The organism is Paenibacillus sp. FSL H3-0333, from assembly GCF_038002805.1.
Classification (GTDB): domain Bacteria; phylum Bacillota; class Bacilli; order Paenibacillales; family Paenibacillaceae; genus Paenibacillus_AQ; species Paenibacillus_AQ silagei.
Window position 1 is genome coordinate 6,003,282 of the sequence record NZ_JBBODG010000001.1, and the last position, 19,667, is coordinate 6,022,948.

The following is a 19,667-nucleotide window of genomic DNA, read 5'->3' on the forward strand; positions in this document are numbered from 1 at the left end:
ACACGCTATTTTGCCATCAGCTCAGGTTTTGCCTGCATGACCAGTTACACCCTGACAGATGATATGAAAATATATGAAATAAATATTGTAGTCTTACGTATGTTACGTGTTACTCCAGGTTATTGCGTTCAGTTACACGCTGAATGTGAATCGTCAAATAGACATATTCATCCTTGCTGAGGCTCTGGCCATGGGATTTCTCCAGATATTCATTAATCTTGCCTACGCATTCAAAAGCCTTGACATAAGTTAGCCTCACCTGATTGTACAGGAACTCTTCCCCGCTGTTATTGGTCTCCTTCTTCAGCACCCGCATGGAAAAATACTGCAGATGGGTCAGGAACCGCGAGTAGTTAAGCGAGGTCTCGTCCAGCACAACCTTATAATGATAGGTAACGATGTTCAGGATATTCTGAACGATCTCCGTCATCTTGATCGTCGATCTTACCTCGGTGCCATCCATTCTGGCGTTGACCAGGTGGAGGGCAATGAAGCCGGCTTCATCCTCGCCCAGCGAGAGGCCGGTGGTCTGTTCAATCATCTTCAGGGCATCCAGCCCGATCCCGAATTCCTTCTGGTAAAAGCGCTTGATCTCAAACAGCATCGCATTCTTCAGTTGAATCCCCTTCTCAAAACGCTCCAGCGCGAAATGAATATGATCCGTCAGCGTCAGATAGAGATTATCGTTCAGCTCTGTGTGCAGCACTTCATTGGCGTAGGTGACGATGCCGCTGGCCAGCTCCAGGTGAGCTACCGGAATATCATTCAGCAGTTCAGTCAGCCGGGCAGTGAATTCATTCTCATTCAGCAGAAAAATCTTATCCACCTTGGCAGGATCCACATAATCACCCGCCACCTTATTGAAGGAAATTCCTCTGCCCATCACAATAACCTCCTTGCCCTTCTGGTTCTTGGTCAGGAGCACATTATTGTTCAGCACCTTCTCGATAATCATCTCAATTTCACCTCCTGACGCATAGTTTGTACAAAAAAAGCCTAAGTTGATCCCAATATCATTCATAAAATGATACTCGCATCAGCTTAGGCATTGCCCGCGTTACCGGTCACAATCCTGTATTACTGTTATTGTAGCATAAATAAAAGCGATTTCAAGAACTTTTTTTATTCTAAAGATCTGAATATTCATATTAGGCTTCATTCCGGTTTGAAACCGTATCTCCAGGGTCACGCTAATAGAAGACAGTAATACAAGGAGGAGATATGATGCTTGCGGTTCATCAGCGCCTTGCCGAGCTATATACCCTTAGTCAGAAGCGTCCGCTGGCTCCTGCGGAGCAAGACGAGCTTCAGCACTGCCTGCATGTCAACACCGTCTACTGCTGGGAAATGGCCCGCCTCCATATCGAAGCTCTGTTGGCAGAGGGTACTCAAGATACCGGGTGGCAGCAGGAGATCAGCGCGCAGCTGCTGGAGGTCCGGGTAAGCGGGAAGCCGGGGAAACGGCCTTAACGGGAAGGAACTCTACGCTTCCCCTTATCATTCCAGACGCAAAAAAAACAGCAGCCCCTCCCCCACTTCGGGGCCAGGCTGCTGCATGTGCTTCTATAAGAAGCGGAACTGTGCTTCTATTAATCCGTTATAAATACCGTCGTGCTTGGTCAGCTCGGCATGGTTGCCTTCTTCCTTGATCTCGCCGTGATCCAGCACCACGATCTTATCCGCATGGCGGATGGTCGAGAGGCGGTGGGCGACGATGAAGGAGGTCCGGCCCTGAAGCAGCAGCTTCAGCGCTTCCTGAATTTTGATCTCCGTCTCCGTATCAATGCTGGCGGTCGCTTCATCCAGAATCAGAATCCGCGGATCGGCCAGCAGCGCCCGGGCGAAGGACAGCAGCTGGCGCTGTCCCATGGACAGTGCGCTTCCCCGCTCCTCTACCTCGGTATCATAACCGGCAGGCAGCTTGACGATGAAATCATGGGCGTCTACAGCCTTAGCGGCCGCTTCAATCTCTTCGTCCGTGGCATCCAGCCGCCCGAAGCGGATGTTGTCGCGGATCGTTCCCGAGAAGATGAAGGTATCCTGCAAGACAATCCCGATCTGTTCACGCAGACTCTGGAGTGTAACCTCGCGGATATCCCGTCCATCAATGGTGATGCCGCCGCTCTTGATATCATAGAACCGGCCGATCAGGTTGATGATCGTGCTTTTGCCGGAGCCGGTATGTCCTACGAGTGCAATGGATTGGCCTGCCTGGACATCCAGGTTAATGCCCTTGAGTGCTGCACGGCCCTTCTCATATTCAAACACAACATTATCGAAGTGAATATCTCCCTTAATCTTGGACAGCGGAGTTGCTCCCGGCTTATCCTGAACCGCAGGCTGTTCGTCGAGATACTCGAAGATCCGCTCGGAGGAAGCCATCGCCACCAGCAGCTGATTGTACATCTGCCCCAGCCGGTTGATCGGGTCCCAGAAGTTGCTGACATAGCTGCTGAAGGCCACCAGATAACCAATGGTAAGCTCTCCCGATTGAATCAGGTAAGCCCCGAACCAGAAAAGAATCATCGTTCCGAAGCCGCCGGTAACTTCAATAATAGGACCGAACCCCTGGTTCATAGCGGATGCTTTGTTCCAGGACTTCCGGCTGTCCATATTCATGGCATCGAAATAATGCATATTCTCTTCTTCCTGGGTGTAGGCCTGCGTTACGCGAATCCCTTGAATCGACTCGTTAAGATGGGAGTTGATCCGGGAATTCTTCATCCGCACATCCTGCCAGGCGATCCGGATTCTCTGCCGCAGCTTGGTGGAGATCAGGAACATAATAGGTACGGTGATCATCACCGCCAGCCCCAGCTTCCAGTTGATCAGCAGCAGAATAATCATGATGCCCAGCAGCTGCACACAGTCAATCATCAGATTGACCACGCCGTTCGTGAACAAATCCTGAAGCGAGTTAATGTCATTGGTTACCCGGACCAGCACCGAGCCCGCGGGCCGTTTATCGAAGAAGTTGAAGGACAGCTTCTGGATATGCCGGAACAGGTCCGAGCGCAGATCATAGATCACCCGCTGGCCGATCACATTCGTATATTTGATCCGGTATACGCCGGCGATCCATTGGATCAGGTACAGGATGATCACACTTGCCGTTAACGTATAGAGCAGCGTCAGGCTGGTATTTCCGTCTTTCGGAGCAATTGCTTTGTCTATCGCCATACTTGTCAGGAACGGAACCGTAAGCTTGGTAATCGTGCCCAGAATCATCATGATGGAGACAAGCGGCAGCATCTGCTTCGCGTATGGCTTCATATAACCGAACAAGCGGGTGAACTGCCTCCAGTCAAAAGCCTTGTCGATCACATCATCATCTTTATAGATAAACCGTTCTTCAAGCGTCTGTTCCTCTACTTTACTGTTGTCAGTCTCTACTGCGCCCTCTACAGTCTTCTTGGAGGTCTGAAGGTTCATGCCGGATCACCCGCCTCTCGCTTCATATCCCTGGCTAAATAATCGGCATACTGAATCCGGTACACATCCTGGTAAGGTCCCGGGACCGCGATCAATTCCTGATGGGTGCCCTGCTGGACCATTCTCCCTTCATTCATGACAATGATCTGATCGGCATGGCGCAGAGAGGAGATCCGGTGGGCAATAATCAAGGTCGTCCGTCCGCGCATAACCTCCTGGAAGCCGGCCTGAATCTCATGCTCCGTCTCCATATCGACCGCACTGGTGGCATCATCCAGAATAAGAATCCGCGGATTCTTGAGCAGTGCGCGAGCAATGGCAATCCGCTGCTTTTGGCCGCCCGAGAGACCCATTCCCCGCTCACCGACTACGGTATCGTAGCCTTCCGGCATCTCCATAATGAAGTCATGCGCCTTCGCCAGCTCGGCGGCACGGATGATCTCATCCATGCTGACATTCTTCAATCCATAAGAGATATTATTGCGGATCGATGAGGAGAACAGGAAGGTCTCCTGGAATACCGTCGATATTTGCGAGCGCAGACTACGGACCTGGAACTCGCGGATATCCACGCCATCGAGCTTGATACTGCCCTGATTCACATCATAAGCACGCATCATCAGCTGGGTAATCGTGGATTTACCGGACCCCGTTCCGCCGAGGAAGCCAATGATCGCACCCGGCTCGGCATGAAAATGAATATCCTTGACTGCCGGCATTTTGTTGCCGTAAGCGAAGGTCACATGATCGAACTCCACCTCACCCTTCACTTCTGCCGCTGCAAGCTCGCGGGCATTCTCTTTATCCCGGACATCAATCTGCTGATTCAGCACTTCCAGCACACGTTCGCCGGAGGCTTTGGACTGGGTGTAGTTATTGATATGGAACCCAAGTCCCCATACCGGACCGATGATGTACCAGATCAGGCTGAAGAACGCAACCAGCTCACCCAGCGACATCTTCCCGTTGATAACCAGCGTACCGCCGACACCCAGCAGGATCGCTACACTGACCGAAGCCAGCAGCTCCATGAACGGGAAGAATTTACTCCACAGCTCGGCCGCAAAAATCTGATTATCTTTATAACGTTCATTACGGTGTGAGAATTTCTCAACTTCGTAGGCCTCTCTGGCAAACGATTTGACCGTTCTTACCCCGGTGACATTCTCCTGTACAGCCGTTGTCAGGGAACTTAACGCCAGGCGCATCTCCTGAAAGGCCGGATGAATCTTGGATTCAAATCTGAGTGCGACTACCGCCAGAAACGGCATTGTGATCAGAGTAACCAGCGTCAGCTGCCAATTGATGGTAAACATCATAATGGAGCCGAACAAAACCATGAAAAATACATTCAGCAGTTGGGCAAATCCGAAGCCGATGAACATCCGGATCGCTTCCAAATCCCCGGTCAGCCGGGACATCAGGTCACCTGTCTTCGCCGTATCATAATAACGGAAGGACAGAAATTGCAGCTTCTCATAGCAGGCATTGCGCAGCCGGTAGGCCAGGAAATTCCCCAGCCGTCCGCCGAAAAATCCATGAGCAAACTGCAGGCACGCCTTGACAATAATGACAGCAAGCACACTGAGAGCGAGTACGGGCACCTCAGTAAACTTTAGGGGAACAATAACATCATCGATCAATCTCCTTAACAAATTGGGGGTAATAAGCCCCACTGCAGTTGCGGCCGCCAAACATACAATCGACAGAATCAGATAGTGCAGCTTCTCCCGATAAAAGCCCCGCAGTTGCCTGAGAACATCCATATCTCTCCTCCTTAAAGCTTTACGAAGTAAAGCTGGCTCCGTAAGCATAAACTTAGCTTTACGAAGTAACCTGCTCCGTAAGCATAAACTTGGTCTCTAAATATCGCACCGTAAGCTAGCTTTTTTAGCGCTTCCAATTTAGTGACTTTAAGCAGTTTATCATCCCTAATTTAATGCGGCAAAGGGGAGAAACCACCGTTTTCCCTCTTTTTCCGGAATAAACCGGGCTTAAGCAGGGGCTAAAGGACGCCCGTCGTTTTAAATGCTGCTATTTCCTCGCAAATACTGCTCAATTAAGATATAGCAAGATTCAACAATGCGAAGCAGCTTTTTGAAAGCCTAATAAAAGGTATTTTATGTTCCTATAAAACACAAAAGTGCCCACAGAGCTTTGACCAACCTGCATCAAAGTTCTGTGGACACTCACTGTATATCGCCTGGTTATTGAAAGAGGCAGCTAGTTACCCGATACTGCCTTCCATTTCGAATTTGATCAATCTGTTCATCTCGACCGCATATTCCATCGGCAGCTCTTTGGTGAACGGCTCGATGAAGCCCATAATAATCATCTGCGTGGCATCAGCTTCGGAGAGACCGCGGCTCATGAGGTAGAATAGCTGCTCCTCAGATACCTTGGAGACCGTCGCTTCGTGCTCAAGCACAATGTTATCGTTCATGATCTCATTGTAAGGAATCGTGTCCGAGGTGGACTCGTTATCCAGAATGAGCGTATCGCATTTAATATTGGATTTCGCGCCTTCTGCCTTGCGGCCAAAGGAAGCGAGTCCACGGTAAGTGACCTTGCCGCCGTGCTTGCTGATCGACTTGGATACAATGGTTGAGGTGGTATCCGGTGCCAAGTGGATCATTTTGGCGCCTGCATCCTGATGCTGATTCTTGCCCGCTACCGCGATGGACAATACAGACCCCTTGGCTCCACGGCCTTTAAGCACAACCGCAGGATATTTCATAGTCAGCTTGGAGCCGATGTTGCCATCTACCCATTCCATCGTAGCGTTCTCTTCGGCAACCGCACGTTTGGTAACGAGGTTGTAGATGTTCGGTGCCCAGTTCTGAATGGTGGTATAACGGACACGGGCGTTCTTCATGCAGAGAATTTCAACCACTGCACTATGCAGAGAGTTCGTGCTGTAGATTGGGGCAGTACAGCCTTCAACGTAATGCACGAAGCTGTCTTCGTCTGCCAGAATCAGAGTACGCTCGAATTGTCCCATATTCTCGGAGTTGATGCGGAAGTAGGCCTGCAAAGGAACTTCACACTTCACACCCTTCGGAACATAGATGAAGCTGCCTCCTGACCAAACGGCACTGTTAAGTGCGGCGAACTTGTTGTCTGCAGGCGGAATGATTGTGCCGAAGAACTTCTTGAACAGCTCAGGATGATCACGCAGTGCGGAATCCGTATCTGTGAAGATCACACCCTGATCCTCCAGGTTCTGCTGCATGCTGTGATAGACTACCTCAGATTCATACTGTGCAGAGACACCGGCAAGGAACTTCTGCTCCGCTTCCGGAATTCCCAGCTTGTCGAAGGTCTCTTTGATCTCGGAAGGCACCTCCTCCCAAGTCTTGCCCTGCTTCTCGGAAGGTCTAACATAATATTGGATATCCTCGAAATCCAGATCATCCAGATTGCCGCCCCACTTCGGCATTGGCATCTTACGGAACTGCTCCAGGGATTTCAGCCGGAATTCCAGCATCCATTCCGGCTCGTTTTTGATTGCGGAGATTTCCCGGACGATTTCTTCCGTGAGTCCTTTACCAGACTGAAATATCGACTTGTGCTCGTCACGGAATCCGTACTGGTATTCCTCCATATCAGGCGCTTTCTTAGCCATGGTGTCAGCCTCCTTGTGTGTAATATTATTTTATAAGCTTCTTTGCGTATCTATGCCTTTGCGAAGCGCGTTCCAGGCCAGAGTGGCACATTTGATCCGCGCCGGAAATTTATTAACACCGGACAGGGCTTCAATATCTTCGTAGTCACCGAAATCTGCTTCCTCACCCTTCATTAGAGAGGAGAAGCTGTCGGCCATCTCAAGCGCATGCGCTATCGATTGGCCCTTGACCGCTTCCGTCATCATCGAAGCCGACGACATGCTGATTGAACAGCCTTCGCCGCTGAAACGGGCGTCCTGGACGACGCCATCCTCCACCTTAAGCTGAAGCGTAATGCGGTCGCCGCAGGTAGGGTTATTGAGCTCAATCTTAAGTGCGTCATCTTCAAATGAGCCGCGATTCCGGGGATTTTTGTAATGATCCATAATTACGCGTCTATATAAGTCATCCAAGTTCATAGCTGAAATACTCCTTTGCCTTAAGTAAGGCTTGAACCAGCGCATCTACATCCTGTTCAGTGTTGTACAGGTAGAAGCTCGCCCGGGCGGTGGAGCTGACCTCCAGCCAGCGCATAAGCGGCTGGCAGCAATGATGCCCCGCGCGGACAGCCACGCCTCCCGCATCCAGCACGGTGGCCACATCATGCGGATGAACATCACCCAGGTTGAAGGTGACTACCCCCACCTGACGGTTGCGGGGACCATAGATCGTCAGATCACTAACCTCCGACAGCCGCTGCTCCGCATATGCTGCAAGCTGCATTTCGTGGCGGTGAATCTCATCCATCCCGACCTCCTGCAGGAAATCAATCGCTGCTCCTAAGCCGACGGCACCTGCAATAATCGGTGTTCCGCCTTCGAACTTCCACGGCAGCCCCTTCCAGGTAGACTCATACAGCCCGACATCATCGATCATCTCGCCGCCGAATTCAACCGGCTCCATAGCTTCCAGCAGCGCCTTCTTGCCGTAGAGAGCACCGATACCAGTAGGCGCAAGCATCTTGTGCCCGGACAAGGCGTAGAAATCGCAATCCAGATCCTGCACATCCACCTTCAGATGCGGTGTGCTCTGTGCACCGTCCACCACGATTACTGCACCGTTCCGGTGGGCAATCGCTGCAAGCTCTTTGATAGGATGAGTAACGCCCATGACATTGGATACATACGCAATGGCTACAATCTTGGTCCGGGCAGTAATCGTCTGCTCGGCATCCTCCAGCGTGATCGTACCGTCCTTTTGCAGCGGCAGGAATTTCAGGGTAGCCCCGGTGTTCTTGGCCAGTTGCTGCCAGGGAATGAAATTGCTGTGATGCTCCATCTGGGTAATCACGATCTCATCCCCTTCCTTCAAGACGGAAGGACCGTAAGAGGAAGCTACAATATTGAGCGCGGTCGTTGTCCCGCGTGTGAAGATAATTTCCTTCACACTGCGGGCATTAATGAAGTTCTTCAGCTTCTCGCGGGCGCCTTCATACGCATCGGTTGCCCGGCTCCCCAAGGTATGCACCCCGCGGTGTACGTTGGCATTATCCCACTCGTAGTAAGACTTGACCGCCTCAATGACCTGGCGCGGCTTCTGTGAAGTGGCCGCACTGTCCAGGTAGACCAGCGGATGGCCGTTGATCTTCTGGTTCAGGATGGGAAACTGCTCCCGGATCTGACTGCTAATCATTGGCCTAACTTCCTTTCCACAAGAGATTGGAGCTGATTGCGCAGTCCCTCCAGTGGAATTTGCGATACAACAGGTGCAAGGAAGCCGTATATGATCAGTGTTTCTGCGTCATGCCGCGATAATCCCCGGGACATCAGGTAATAGACTTGCTCGTAATTGACCTGTCCTACGGAAGCGGCATGGCCTGCGGTTACATCATCTTCATCTATAAGGAGGATCGGGTTGGCGTCTCCGCGCGCTTTGGGGCTTAGCATCAGAACCTTCTCTGTCTGCTGTCCGTCAGCTCTGGTAGCGCCCTTCTCAATCTTCGTAATTCCGTTAATAATCGAGGTTGCTGAATCCCGCATAACAGCACGCGTGATCATGTCACTTGGTGTATTTCTGCCGAAGTGCTGGGCTTGTGTAGTATAGCTCAGCTTCTGCGAACCGGAGCCTACAGCAATGACCTTCGCATCTGAGCTTGAGCCGTTGCCTTTAAGCACCGATTTGGTATCGCTGGCTGTATCTCCATAGTTCATCTCACCGATGATCCATTCAATGGTGCCGTCATTCTCCACAACGGCGCGGCGGTACGTCACATCCGTTGTATCCTGCCCCAGCTGATGTACGGTAGCGTATCTCACAGTGGCACCTGCACCTACGAATACTTCAACGGCTCCGTTATGCAGACCCGCTTCAGTCTTATCGGATACGTAGTTATCCACGTAGGTCAACGAACTGTTAGTATCGGCAACAATCAGAATATGCGGTACAAAGGCAGCTTCAGCGTCATCCGTGAGCAGAACCGCCTGCAGCGGAGTCTCGATGACAACATTCTTCGGAACATAGAGGAATACCCCGCCGTTCCATAGTGCTGCATGCAGTGCGGCGATGGAGTGCTCTTCCGGCAATACTGCCTTATGCAGATAACGCTGAACAAGGTCTCCATGCTCTCTGACTGCAGTCTGCAAATCGGTGAAAATAACACCTTGCGCAGCCAGCTCCGGAGCCAGGCGGGCATATACAGCCCCTGAATTCCGTTGAATGATCAGGCTGCCTTCTTCTTGCCCCTCGATTAGTCCGGCAATGGAAGCCGGTGCATCTTGAAGTGCCGCCAGCGCCTTGCTTGGCTTGTATTCCCCGTAGTTGTTGATATTCCAGCGGTCAATCCGTGTCTTCTCCAGCTTCGGCAGGTCAAGCCCTGCGGCAAGCTCCAAAGCCTTCAAACGGCTGTCCTTCAGCCAACCCGGTTCGCCGCTACTCTGCGACTGTGCGCTGAGCTGCTGTGCATCCACGGGAAGAATGGTTTGCGTCGTCATAAGTGGTTTCCTCCTTCCAGCGTTTCTAAGCTTCTTGTCCTACAGTTTCATCTTCGATGCCGAGTTCTTCCTTAATCCATTCATAACCATCAGCTTCCAGTCTGTGGGCCAGCTCAGGGCCGCCGGATTTCACAATCCGTCCCTGCATCATGACATGCACATAGTCGGGCTTGATGTAATTAAGCAAACGCTGGTAGTGGGTAATAATCAGGAATCCGCGTTCCGGGCTGCGCATGGTGTTCACACCATCGGCAACAATTTTGAGTGCGTCAATATCAAGGCCGGAGTCAATTTCGTCAAGAATGACGATCTTAGGGTCCAGCATCATCATTTGCAGAATCTCGTTACGCTTCTTCTCCCCGCCGGAGAAGCCTTCATTCAGATAACGGTGCAGGAATTCAGGGTTCATATCCAGTTCTTTCATCTTGGCTTCCATCTGTCGGATGAAGCGGATCAGTGAGATCTCACTGCCCTCTTCACGGCGCGAGTTAATCGCACTGCGCAGGAAGTCGGAGTTCGTCACTCCGCTGATTTCACTTGGATATTGCATCCCGAGGAACAACCCGGCGCGGGCGCGCTCATCCACTGCCATCTCCAGCAGATCTTCACCTTCGAGCAAGGCCGTACCTTCTGTAACCACATACTTGGGATGACCCATCAGAGCTGAGGCCAGCGTACTTTTACCAGTACCATTCGGTCCCATCACGGCGTGAATTTCTCCGCCCTTCATCTGAAGGTTAATCCCCTTCAGAATTTCTTTTCCTTCAATCGTCGCTTTCAGTCCCTCAATGACAAATTCTGCTGCCATAATTATTATTCCCTCCATTGATCGATTTGCGAAATCAGAAAGTTGTATTGTCACAGGTTAACCCTGATTACAAGCAATTAGATTTTATATCACATTATAATTATTATAAAGTGAATCAGGATGATTATCAATGATTCTCACTAATTTTATTACATCGGCCCTTTTTTATCAAATTAATTAATGGTTATCTTCACTGCGGGAATAAGAAAAACGGAATTTGAATACCGCTTATGTTCCCCCGCTTCAAGTACTGCGACGATCCGTTCCAGCGGACGAAGCCCGAAGGACTCACACTGCTTCCGGTCATAGACCCATTCCGGAATCCTGCGGCGCAACTGCCACCCTTCAGACCGGGCCAGCAGTTGAAAATTCTGTATCAGGCTGCACACCGCGGCATAATCCTCGTCCTGCTTGTGCGGGTCCGTCTCTTCTCTGGCTACGACCAGCAGAAACGGCGGTGAAGGTGCCTCTTCAGAGAACTGCAGTTTGCCTGGTGCCTCTGTCTTATCACCCGTCACATAGATGAACCGCCAAGGCTCCCGCATGCCGTCATTCGGCGCCCAGACCGCCTCGTTCAGCAGCCTAAGGACATTGTATGCAGAGAAAGGGGCGGCATCCTCAAGCTGGCGGCTGTCTTCCCCGATAATTGTCCATTTCCGTTCTGCCGGTGTTCTTTTTCGTCCTCGCGGCGCTTTGTCGAAGGAGCCGATTTCCAGTATCCCCGCAAACCGCTCTCCTTCACGCCAGCCGATGAGCTTATAAAACGATTCGCTCAGAATCAAGGGATCTGTGTACCACAGCATCCCCAGCCCCTGTTCCCAGCCCAGAAGCTGAACCGTTTGCATGATGCTGCAGACCGCCGCGTAATTCTCATCCCGCTCCCGCTCCGTGCCGGCGGACTCGGCGATGAAGATTACATGAGCGGGAGTACCCGTGATTTGCCTTCTTAGAAGATCTGTCATGCGGGCAGGAAGGAGCTTCCCGAGCCGGCCGCCCGTCACCTTCGCCATCATGGATTCAGCCAGCTCTTCACGGGACTCGGGAGTGCCGAAGTAAAGACAGCGCCAGTGCGGCGTATCTTCGGACTCATATAAGCCAGCCGCCTCTTTTACCAAGGAAATAATCCGTTCTTGTTCAACCGGTGCAGCGCTGAATCTCCGAATGGTCCGCCGTTCCCTAACCGTTGTGGACACATTCTTCATCTTCATCCCCCCCAAAATATCGTTTGGCATTCAATAATTTATATTGTTTACCAGTTAACTATATTTTGAAAGAAATACGATGTCAATCTATATTATTAAATTTAATATCAGCAATTTATCATAAATAACTCGTCTGAATAGTTAGTTTACACGTTAATAATTTTACGTTAGAATAAAGGTACTTTGCAGAAAGGAGATGCTAAGCCCTATGCATTCCTCTGAAGGACTTAAGCGGCTGCTGTATGACCGTTTTCTCCACCTCTCCCATTTAGTTGAAGAGACTTTCGTAACCGAAATGGATGTATTTACGGATCTCACACGGAAGTACGGGATTACTCTCACTTCAACCAGCTTGACCAGTATTCATGTCATCGACTGCATTGGCAATCACGAGCCTGTCAACAGCACTACCATCGCGGAGAGCTTGAAATTGTCCAAGGCGAGCATCACTAAGATCAGCACCAAGCTTCTCCAGGATGGCTGCATTAAGCGGAGCCGGATGAATGACAACAAGAAAGAAATCTACTTCAGCCTTACTCCTAAAGGCAGACAGCTCTTTGAACTCCACGCCCGGATGCACAAGAACCTGGAGGAGAAATTCATTGAGAAAATGGGTGAATTCTCGGAACCGGAGCTGCAGGCTTCACTGAAATTCATTCAAATGATGATTGATGAGAATAGAATGCTCCCCCTGAATCTTAGTGAATTCGAGTAGAAAGGGCTACGCTGCCCTTTTAAAGGGGATCATGCGAAGCACATGAATCCTTATATTTTGAAAAATAAATAAAGCCTCCCTTCAGGGGAGACTTTATTCCTATATTCAAATCATTGTGCTACTTATCCCGCAATCAGCCCAGGAAAGCGCGCAGCATCCACTGGTTCTTCTCCAGATCCGTGCGGATCTTGATGAACAGGTCTGCCGTAGGCTGGTCGCTGATTTCTTCCGCCAGCTCGATGCCCTCTGTCAGTTCTTCCGCTACTGTAGCGAAATCTTCGATCAGCGCCTGAACCATACCACGGGCATCTTCTTTGCCTGTGGCTTCCTGAATGGTAGCCAGTTCCAGATATTCTTTCATAGTTGCTGCAGGGCTGCCTTTGATGCTCAGCAAGCGCTCAGCTACCTCGTCCATTTTGAGTGTAATATCATCGTACAGCTCTTCGAACTTCACATGCAGGGCGAAGAACTGCTCCCCCTTCACATACCAGTGATAGTTATGCACCTTCACATACAATACGTTCAGGTTGGCAACCTGACGGTTCAGTACCTGTTCCAATGAAGCGGTGTTCACTTTGTTTGATGCTTTAGCCATGATATGATCCCTTCCTTATCCATTAAATTTAGCCGGCTGCTTGTCCATTGTCCGGCCTTGCAGTTGTCTATTCTCCATTTACCCTTTTGCCTGGAGGGCGAAACAAGCCTGACCCCGGACAAGCCCTCTTCCCCGCCGCTGGCTGCATGCTTGTGTCTTCACCCGTAGGATGAACCAAGCAAGCGCCGGTTATGCTAATTGATGCGATTCAAGACAGAATAAAGTCAGCCAAGGGGCCGGGAAGCTCCTTGGCTGACTACACATTGCTATGTGCCTTACATCATTAGCAGCAGGGCCTCTGCACCGGACATGCCCGGAACGATTCCCAGCTTCTCTGCTTCTATAGTTACAGACTCCAGCGGCGCGGCCAGCAGCTGTTGAAGCGTGCGCACCCCGACAGCCCTTGCCGCAATAATCTGCCGGTCGCTCAGCACCTCGTTCAGCAGTCCTATGTCCAGCGCCCCGCACATAATATATCCCTTGTCTGTGCTGATGCTGAGCAACGTCGTTTTGGGCAGCTTCACCTCAACCCCCACCAGGACATGATCGCCCACATGCATGGGCTCTATTGTTACCATCTGCAGCACCTCCTCCTTTCACATTCACGTTGTAGGTTATGCGTACGGTTCAGGCCACGTGTGGACGATTGTCCTAGTTCATGGAGAAATCGGAGGGTCAGAAGTCCTTATTTCTATACAGGAGGGTATATAATTTCCGCTTATTTAATGGTATAGTTTATACACTAATTTAAATTAAAGAAATCGTGATTAACGATTAAGCTGGGGGATTAATGGATAAGAAACTACAACACACCGACGGCAATTATCTTTTCAATGTCGACATCCTGATTAATGCCCGCACCAACCCGCTTGCGCTGCAGTTCCTGCTTGAAATGTTGAATTCAAGCGACAAAGTCACTGATTTCAACATCAACTCCGGGCTGGAGCTTGGAAGAGCCATTGATCATCTGCTGAAGTCTGCAAAAATGGCTCTGAAGAATGACAGCTCCACACCTGCTCCGGTGCCAGTGAAATTGCCGGAGAAGCCGGCAGACCCTCAGGCAGCCAAGCCTGCGGAGAAGCCCGCAGCCAAGAAGCCTGCAGCAGCTCCGGCAGAAACTCCAGCAGATGTATTCGGCAAAATCAGACAGTACATTCAGAATAACCAGCTCGTCCGGCTGCGTGCGAACCGGCATGGCAAACAGGTATCCATGCCCTGCCGTATTCTGAACTTAGACGAAACGGAGAATTCGCTGAGTGTATACCATGTAGACGAGAAGCAGGTCTACACGTTCAAGCTTAATGAAATCGATGAATTTCTGTAAGAGAAAGAAGCACCCGCTCCGGGTTCCGGGGCGGGTGCTTCTTTCTCTTACGATTATTTTGGCGAATATGCAGCTCTTGCCGCACTTCACTTCTTGCGCGAGAAGGCCTCCAAGGCCAGGCAGATCCAGCCCGCAATGAAGCATACGCCTCCCAGCGGAGTGATTGCTCCGAGAACCTTGACACCGGAAATACTGAGGATGTACAAGCTGCCCGAGAACAGGACAACCCCGGCAACCATCAGCCGTCCTGCCCAGCGCAGACGGACACTTTCGCCCCACTGCCCAGCGGTAAGCCCGATAAGTATCAGGGCCAGCGCATGGAACATATGATACTGGACGCCCGTCTCGTACACCTGCAGATAGTGCTCGCTGATTACAGGCTTCAGGATATGCGATCCGAACGCGCCGATGGCAACAGACAGCATACCCAGCAAGGCTCCCCAGCCCACCAATCTTCGTTGCATGGATATACAGCTCCTTCCCTGAGTTGAACTTCTCCTATCTTAACAATCAGCTTCGCCTTTTACCAGCCGCATCATTCTGTAGCTTGTATTCCTGAGGACTTGCATTTAGAGCGCTGTTATGATGAAGTGGTAGTAATAACCTATTACACCCCAAGGAGTGCAGCCAAATGGACTATCATACACCTCCCAAATCGGACACCGCCGCAACCGAGCCTGCGAGATGGGGCTCTTCAGAACAAGACATGAACGCGGATTATGTATACCAGGAGAACAAACGAGACTATAAGCACTCCGGCCCCGGTATCGCCTCGTTCGTAATAGCTCTACTTACACTGGTCTGCTATGCCATTACCTTCGTGTATGTAGGAGCGCAAGCGTCTTCTCTGATGAATGAGCATAATAAACTGATTGCCGATTCGGCAGAAACGATTATGTATTTGGGCCTGACGATGCTGATCCTGGTCGCAGTGAATATCATCGGGGCGGTTACCGGTATTATCGGCCTGACCCTGCGCAGACGGCGCAAGGTTTTTGCTATTATCGGCACCATCATCAACGCCGGCTTCCTCCTTCTGTTCATGCTTCTGCTATCCGTTGTTCTGGTGAATGCCGGAGCATCATGATAACTCGTGTACGCAAACACAGCATATCCCCTTGAACCGGGACATGCTGTGTTTTGTTATGGAGCCTTATATACAGAGCTGGACGCTTAGATCTCGAACTCTTCGCTTGAATCGGACAGTCCGCCGTTCTGCACTCCAGAGCTGTTGGCTACCGCAAGCACGTATACCTTATACTTGGTGCCTTTGACAATCGGGTTACCGTTAATATCTCTGGCTGCAGCCGCTATAGAGAGATTGCTTCCGTTAGGGACTGCTGATCTGTAGTAAGACGATTGCACGTTAAGAGCTTCTGCAGTGCCGAAGCTCTGCTTGGAAGGGACTACGAATACTCGGTATTCGGAAATATTCGACTCACGGGCAGACTTGGTGAAGTTAACCACAAGTTTGCCGTTATCCATGCCGTAAGTCACATTTGTCACGGAGGTGACGGGAAGCTTAGCCGATAAAGTAATGGCTGCCGATCCCTCCGATAATACATTAGCTCCCTGGTAGCTGCCGTTTCTGACAGTCAATACATATACCCGGTAGCTGATTCCCGGCTTGATGGCTGCGCCGCGTACGTCTTTGGCTGAGCTATCGAGCACCTGATTGGTGCTGTCCCCGGATGTACCTGCGGTTGTATAATTCCCCGCATTATTCGCATCCGACAAGCTGAAGCTGTTGTAATAATTCATAGGTACCACCAGAATCCGGTAATGGCTGATGTAGGATTCGTCTCCGGCATGATTGAACGATACTCTCAGATCACGCCCGTCTCCATAATCGTTCACATCACTCACACTCAGATTCGATATGGCACTGAGGCCGGAGGTATTCACCAGCGTGATCGCCGGAGAAGCAGCGGATAACACATTCGAGCCCGAATTGTTCCAGTTGCCTGCCGCGAGCACATACACTTTGTAGCTGGTTCCGTTCCTGATCAGGGAACCGCGAACATCTCTGCTGGAAGAATTCATGATCTGTTCGGTATAGGTTCCTGATGTGTTTACCGCCGTATAATTCGCACTGGATACGTTATTCGCATCATTTAAGCTGAAGCTGCTGTAATAATTCACAGGCACCACCAGAATGCGGTATTGGCTAATATTGGTCTCGTCTGTAGCATGGTTGAAGGTAACCTTCAAATCCCGCCCGTCATTATAATCATTCACATCGGTCACGTTCAGGTTGGATACCCCTGCATTGGCCAGTGTAAGGGCCGTTGAAGCAGGTGACAGCACATTATTCGCAGCATTGCTGCTGTCAACCGCCAGTACGTATACCCGGTAACTGACACCCGTCTTGATCAGCGCTCCATCTGTATCTCTGGAGCCGGAGGAGAGGTTCATGCTGATGTTGTTCCCCGTCTTGTTGATCTGCGTGTAATTGCTGCTGGAGACCGCATTGGCTCTGCCCAGGTCAAACACTGTGGAATTGGACGCTTTGACTACGAAGATCCGGTAAGAGCTTATCTTACTCTCATCGGCCAGCTTGTTGAAGCTGACGGAGAGATCCCGGCCATCCCCGTAATCACTGGTATCCGTTACCTGGACGGTGCCCAGTGCCGGAACTGCCTTGTTCTGCAATGTAATAACGGCAGCTGCACTGGAGAGGGCACTGGTATTATTGCCTTTGCCGACTGTCACTACATATACGCTATATCCCTGATTATTCTTAATCAGGTCACCGTCGATCGTTCTGGCGGCAGCGTTCAGCTTCACAACAGGATTGGCTCCTGTTACCAGAGCAACGGAGTAGTTATTGGCACCTACTGCCAGTGCAGACGACAGGTTCAGTGAAGTACCGGTCTTGGCGACAAGCACTCGGTATTGATCCACCAGCGATTCGTCGGCCGCACGGTTGAAGCTGACCTGCAGATCCCGGCCGTCTCCATAATCGCTGATATCCTGAGCGGTTACTCCCGATACCGGAGCCGCATTCCCGCCTACCGGAACCGGAGTGGTGATCGTGACAATCTGCGCAGCCGGATTCCAGCCGACCTCGCGGCCGAGCGCTTCACTTACGAAGCGGGTAGGCACCATTGTGCGGCCCTTCAGATTCTGGCCCGGCACATCCAGGCTGACTGCCTTGTTGTTGATGGTTGCGATCTTGGAGCCAATCTTCAGTACAATCGTTGTATCGTTCTGGGAAGCTGTTACTGTCTGTGTCTTCTGATTCCACTTGATGTCGGCATTGAAGGCTTCAAAGATCGCCCGCAGGGGAACCATAGTCCGTCCGTTCACCATTACCGGCGGCTGGTCTGTGGACAAGGTCACTCCATCAATAATAACTCTGATGGGTTTTGCTGCTGCCTGGGCCGGAGCCTGAAACAACATCGGGAACACCAATAATCCTGCTACAATCGAAATCCATAACTTTTTCACAAGCTCACCCTCCCGGATAGGAAACCAATCTCAATTTCTATCTCTTTGACGCAAGCCGGGCGGAAAAAGTTTCTCTCTGAACCGGTTACAAAAAAATAACCTTTGGAGCCGATTCCAAAGGCGGCAAAAAGAACTGCAACAGGCGGATACCCATGGGATATTCCGCCATTGCAGCCCGGGTTCGGGTTCAGGGCACTCTGCCGAATCAGTCCGCTTTGGCCAGACTGGACAATACCCGCTGAATCACGACAGGATCTTTTCCGACTATTTTTTCCACATAAGTAAATACTACAGGATCATCCATCTCAAGCCCTTCCGGCGCATCCGCTGTGCCTGCACCGAGTTCAAAGGCCGTCGGCCCTTCTTCTGTCACAATCTCCACGGAATGGGTATCCATCTGCCCGACATAAGTGCCTGAGCCCTGGATCTTCTCTGACTCTGCGGCTGCGGAAGGACCAGGCTTCAGCACCGGACTGGCGAGAGGTAACGCCGCTGTCTGTACAGGGATTCCCGATGAGCCTGCTGAGGACGATTCTCCGGGGGCTTCCGCAGGGCTGTTCCCGCCGCAAGCCGTCAGGGTGAGCATCAATACAGCGATTGCTGTCATAGCGGGTAGCGTACGCTCTAATCTCATGATGTGTACCTCCTCTGTTGGTTGTGTGCTGCTTACCTTACCTATGGATTACCCCATAAGCCGGGTAGTGTAAACTTGCCGTTACGGGCTGGGCATCAGCCGTACGCACAGAAGCGCCGGACTAATACAATAGATGAAGAGCCTTATTCAGCATTTGAAGGAGTGGTATCCCTTGAGAATCGATATCGGCTGCGGCCCCGGCAAAGAGTCCGGGTATCTGGGAATCGACCGCACACAGTACCCCGGAGTGGATATCGTCTGCGATATTTGCGAAGAAATCCCCCTGCCCGACAATACGGCTGAATTCGTTATGGCCAGCCGGGTGATGCCTTATGTGAACGATCTGTTTGCAGCGATGTCAGAGATTTATAGAATAAGCACACACCAAGCGGTTGTGTGTATTCTCTCACCCTATGCCCATAGCTTCCCGCATGCCTCCAACCCTATGTTTAAGCAAAAGTTCGATGAGTATACCCCACGGTATTTCACCGGCCACTTCTTCCAGCCCTATCAGAGCCCACTGTGCCCGGAGATCCCGGATTATCCCGTGCCGCTGCCGCCGTTTGACTTCAGACTGCTGCGGATGGAGCTGTTCTATCAATATCCGTATGACGACAATCTGTATGATGCGGAAGAGCTTGAGGTTCTGAAGACGCTGCAGTCCAATGTCATTCACGAAATTATGTACCACTTCGCCGTCATTAAGCGGGAGATTACCGATGAGGAACTGGAGGCGATGAGCCGGAAGGTGCTGCCTGAACCACAGGCACTGCTAGAGCGCCGGCTTCGGCTGCAGGACAGGAAATATATGTTATAAAATTCGGGATGGACATACAAGATTGCCCAAAACGGAACATAGGTTAATACAACACAAGCAGGATGGCATATCGGCTCACACAGGAGCCGGTCTGC

19 protein-coding genes are annotated in these 19,667 nt (G+C 51.0%); 5 read left to right on the plus strand and 14 right to left on the minus strand.

The window, feature by feature from the left end; translation table 11 throughout:
• Positions 1–109: 109 nt before the first annotated feature.
• Positions 110–955 (minus strand): BglG family transcription antiterminator LicT, encoded by an 846-nt coding sequence (licT, locus tag MHH78_RS26565; protein ID WP_076079076.1) that lies wholly within the window; start codon positions 953–955, stop codon positions 110–112.
• Between the two features lie 266 nt (positions 956–1,221).
• Between licT and MHH78_RS26570 the strand changes: the two genes are divergently transcribed.
• On the plus strand, positions 1,222–1,470 hold the full coding sequence (locus MHH78_RS26570) for a DUF7667 family protein (protein ID WP_341169371.1): 249 nt from the start codon (positions 1,222–1,224) through the stop codon (positions 1,468–1,470).
• 93 nt (positions 1,471–1,563) lie between these two features.
• On the opposite strand, the gene MHH78_RS26575 is transcribed toward MHH78_RS26570, so the two are convergent.
• From MHH78_RS26575 to MHH78_RS26610, 8 genes are all read right to left on the minus strand, one after another.
• Complete coding sequence (locus MHH78_RS26575) at positions 1,564–3,432, minus strand: ABC transporter ATP-binding protein (RefSeq protein ID WP_341169372.1); 1,869 nt, start codon at positions 3,430–3,432, stop codon at positions 1,564–1,566.
• Positions 3,429–5,198 (minus strand): ABC transporter ATP-binding protein, encoded by a 1,770-nt coding sequence (locus tag MHH78_RS26580; protein WP_341169373.1) that lies wholly within the window; start codon positions 5,196–5,198, stop codon positions 3,429–3,431. Before MHH78_RS26580 ends, MHH78_RS26575 begins: the two co-directional genes overlap by 4 nt.
• 461 nt (positions 5,199–5,659) lie before the next feature.
• Positions 5,660–7,057 carry a Fe-S cluster assembly protein SufB gene (gene sufB / locus MHH78_RS26585; protein ID WP_036721442.1) on the minus strand — a complete coding sequence of 466 codons (1,398 nt, stop codon included), beginning with the start codon at positions 7,055–7,057 and terminating at the stop codon, positions 5,660–5,662.
• 30 nt (positions 7,058–7,087) lie between these two features.
• Positions 7,088–7,516 carry a Fe-S cluster assembly sulfur transfer protein SufU gene (sufU, locus tag MHH78_RS26590; RefSeq protein ID WP_036721441.1) on the minus strand — a complete coding sequence of 143 codons (429 nt, stop codon included), beginning with the start codon at positions 7,514–7,516 and terminating at the stop codon, positions 7,088–7,090.
• The gene (locus MHH78_RS26595; protein ID WP_341169374.1) at positions 7,503–8,729 is read right to left on the minus strand and encodes a cysteine desulfurase; all 1,227 of its coding nucleotides are present in this window, start codon (positions 8,727–8,729) and stop codon (positions 7,503–7,505) included. Before MHH78_RS26595 ends, sufU begins: the two co-directional genes overlap by 14 nt.
• Entirely contained in the window at positions 8,726–10,027 is a 1,302-nt protein-coding gene (gene sufD, locus MHH78_RS26600; protein WP_341169375.1) for a Fe-S cluster assembly protein SufD, read from the minus strand. The genes MHH78_RS26595 and sufD overlap by 4 nt, the downstream gene beginning before the upstream one ends.
• Before the next feature lie 25 nt (positions 10,028–10,052).
• Positions 10,053–10,835 carry a Fe-S cluster assembly ATPase SufC gene (gene sufC, locus MHH78_RS26605; protein ID WP_076079081.1) on the minus strand — a complete coding sequence of 261 codons (783 nt, stop codon included), beginning with the start codon at positions 10,833–10,835 and terminating at the stop codon, positions 10,053–10,055.
• A 173-nt stretch (positions 10,836–11,008) separates the two neighbouring features.
• A complete protein-coding gene (locus tag MHH78_RS26610; RefSeq protein WP_341169376.1) occupies positions 11,009–12,037 on the minus strand; it encodes a nitroreductase family protein in 1,029 nt (342 codons plus the stop codon).
• A gap of 208 nt (positions 12,038–12,245) precedes the next feature.
• On the opposite strand from MHH78_RS26610, the gene MHH78_RS26615 reads away from it, so the two are divergent.
• Complete coding sequence (locus tag MHH78_RS26615) at positions 12,246–12,752, plus strand: MarR family transcriptional regulator (RefSeq protein ID WP_076079083.1); 507 nt, start codon at positions 12,246–12,248, stop codon at positions 12,750–12,752.
• A 133-nt stretch (positions 12,753–12,885) separates the two neighbouring features.
• Here MHH78_RS26615 and MHH78_RS26620 read toward each other — a convergent pair whose 3' ends face one another.
• Positions 12,886–13,347 carry a Dps family protein gene (locus MHH78_RS26620; protein ID WP_036692784.1) on the minus strand — a complete coding sequence of 154 codons (462 nt, stop codon included), beginning with the start codon at positions 13,345–13,347 and terminating at the stop codon, positions 12,886–12,888.
• Between the two features lie 275 nt (positions 13,348–13,622).
• Positions 13,623–13,925, minus strand: a complete 303-nt coding sequence (locus MHH78_RS26625; protein ID WP_076079084.1) for a YunC family protein — start codon at positions 13,923–13,925, stop codon at positions 13,623–13,625.
• Positions 13,926–14,137: 212 nt separating this feature from the next.
• On the opposite strand from MHH78_RS26625, the gene MHH78_RS26630 reads away from it, so the two are divergent.
• Positions 14,138–14,671: a hypothetical protein gene (locus MHH78_RS26630; protein ID WP_341169377.1), complete on the plus strand. Its 534-nt coding sequence runs from the start codon at positions 14,138–14,140 to the stop codon at positions 14,669–14,671.
• Positions 14,672–14,757: 86 nt separating this feature from the next.
• Here the strand turns inward: MHH78_RS26630 and MHH78_RS26635 are convergent, their stop codons facing one another.
• Complete coding sequence (locus MHH78_RS26635) at positions 14,758–15,135, minus strand: DUF423 domain-containing protein (protein ID WP_036721421.1); 378 nt, start codon at positions 15,133–15,135, stop codon at positions 14,758–14,760.
• A 167-nt stretch (positions 15,136–15,302) separates the two neighbouring features.
• Here MHH78_RS26635 and MHH78_RS26640 point away from each other — a divergent pair, with 167 nt between their 5' ends.
• Complete coding sequence (locus MHH78_RS26640) at positions 15,303–15,758, plus strand: hypothetical protein (RefSeq protein WP_341169378.1); 456 nt, start codon at positions 15,303–15,305, stop codon at positions 15,756–15,758.
• Between the two features lie 86 nt (positions 15,759–15,844).
• On the opposite strand, the gene MHH78_RS26645 is transcribed toward MHH78_RS26640, so the two are convergent.
• Positions 15,845–18,121: a copper amine oxidase N-terminal domain-containing protein gene (locus tag MHH78_RS26645; RefSeq protein ID WP_341169379.1), complete on the minus strand. Its 2,277-nt coding sequence runs from the start codon at positions 18,119–18,121 to the stop codon at positions 15,845–15,847.
• A 205-nt stretch (positions 18,122–18,326) separates the two neighbouring features.
• Positions 18,327–18,755 carry a hypothetical protein gene (locus tag MHH78_RS26650; RefSeq protein ID WP_339255032.1) on the minus strand — a complete coding sequence of 143 codons (429 nt, stop codon included), beginning with the start codon at positions 18,753–18,755 and terminating at the stop codon, positions 18,327–18,329.
• A gap of 172 nt (positions 18,756–18,927) precedes the next feature.
• Between MHH78_RS26650 and MHH78_RS26655 the strand changes: the two genes are divergently transcribed.
• On the plus strand, positions 18,928–19,572 hold the full coding sequence (locus MHH78_RS26655) for a methyltransferase domain-containing protein (RefSeq protein ID WP_076079089.1): 645 nt from the start codon (positions 18,928–18,930) through the stop codon (positions 19,570–19,572).
• The last annotated feature ends 95 nt before the right edge of the window (positions 19,573–19,667 follow it).

Bases quoted from the DNA above. Each gene is read 5' to 3' on its own strand.
- MHH78_RS26580 (WP_341169373.1), bottom strand. From the start codon at position 5,198: ATGGATGTTCTCAGGCAACTGCGGGGCTTTTATCGGGAGAAGCTGCAC.
- MHH78_RS26620 (WP_036692784.1), bottom strand. From the start codon at position 13,347: ATGGCTAAAGCATCAAACAAAGTGAACACCGCTTCATTGGAACAGGTA.
- MHH78_RS26650 (WP_339255032.1), bottom strand. From the start codon at position 18,755: ATGAGATTAGAGCGTACGCTACCCGCTATGACAGCAATCGCTGTATTG.
- sufC (WP_076079081.1), bottom strand. From the start codon at position 10,835: ATGGCAGCAGAATTTGTCATTGAGGGACTGAAAGCGACGATTGAAGGA.
- MHH78_RS26625 (WP_076079084.1), bottom strand. From the start codon at position 13,925: ATGGTAACAATAGAGCCCATGCATGTGGGCGATCATGTCCTGGTGGGG.
- sufB (WP_036721442.1), bottom strand. From the start codon at position 7,057: ATGGCTAAGAAAGCGCCTGATATGGAGGAATACCAGTACGGATTCCGT.
- licT (WP_076079076.1), bottom strand. From the start codon at position 955: ATGATTATCGAGAAGGTGCTGAACAATAATGTGCTCCTGACCAAGAAC.
- MHH78_RS26615 (WP_076079083.1), top strand. From the start codon at position 12,246: ATGCATTCCTCTGAAGGACTTAAGCGGCTGCTGTATGACCGTTTTCTC.
- MHH78_RS26610 (WP_341169376.1), bottom strand. From the start codon at position 12,037: ATGAAGAATGTGTCCACAACGGTTAGGGAACGGCGGACCATTCGGAGA.
- sufU (WP_036721441.1), bottom strand. From the start codon at position 7,516: ATGAACTTGGATGACTTATATAGACGCGTAATTATGGATCATTACAAA.
- MHH78_RS26575 (WP_341169372.1), bottom strand. From the start codon at position 3,432: ATGAACCTTCAGACCTCCAAGAAGACTGTAGAGGGCGCAGTAGAGACT.
- MHH78_RS26635 (WP_036721421.1), bottom strand. From the start codon at position 15,135: ATGCAACGAAGATTGGTGGGCTGGGGAGCCTTGCTGGGTATGCTGTCT.
- MHH78_RS26640 (WP_341169378.1), top strand. From the start codon at position 15,303: ATGGACTATCATACACCTCCCAAATCGGACACCGCCGCAACCGAGCCT.
- MHH78_RS26570 (WP_341169371.1), top strand. From the start codon at position 1,222: ATGATGCTTGCGGTTCATCAGCGCCTTGCCGAGCTATATACCCTTAGT.
- MHH78_RS26630 (WP_341169377.1), top strand. From the start codon at position 14,138: ATGGATAAGAAACTACAACACACCGACGGCAATTATCTTTTCAATGTC.
- MHH78_RS26595 (WP_341169374.1), bottom strand. From the start codon at position 8,729: ATGATTAGCAGTCAGATCCGGGAGCAGTTTCCCATCCTGAACCAGAAG.
- sufD (WP_341169375.1), bottom strand. From the start codon at position 10,027: ATGACGACGCAAACCATTCTTCCCGTGGATGCACAGCAGCTCAGCGCA.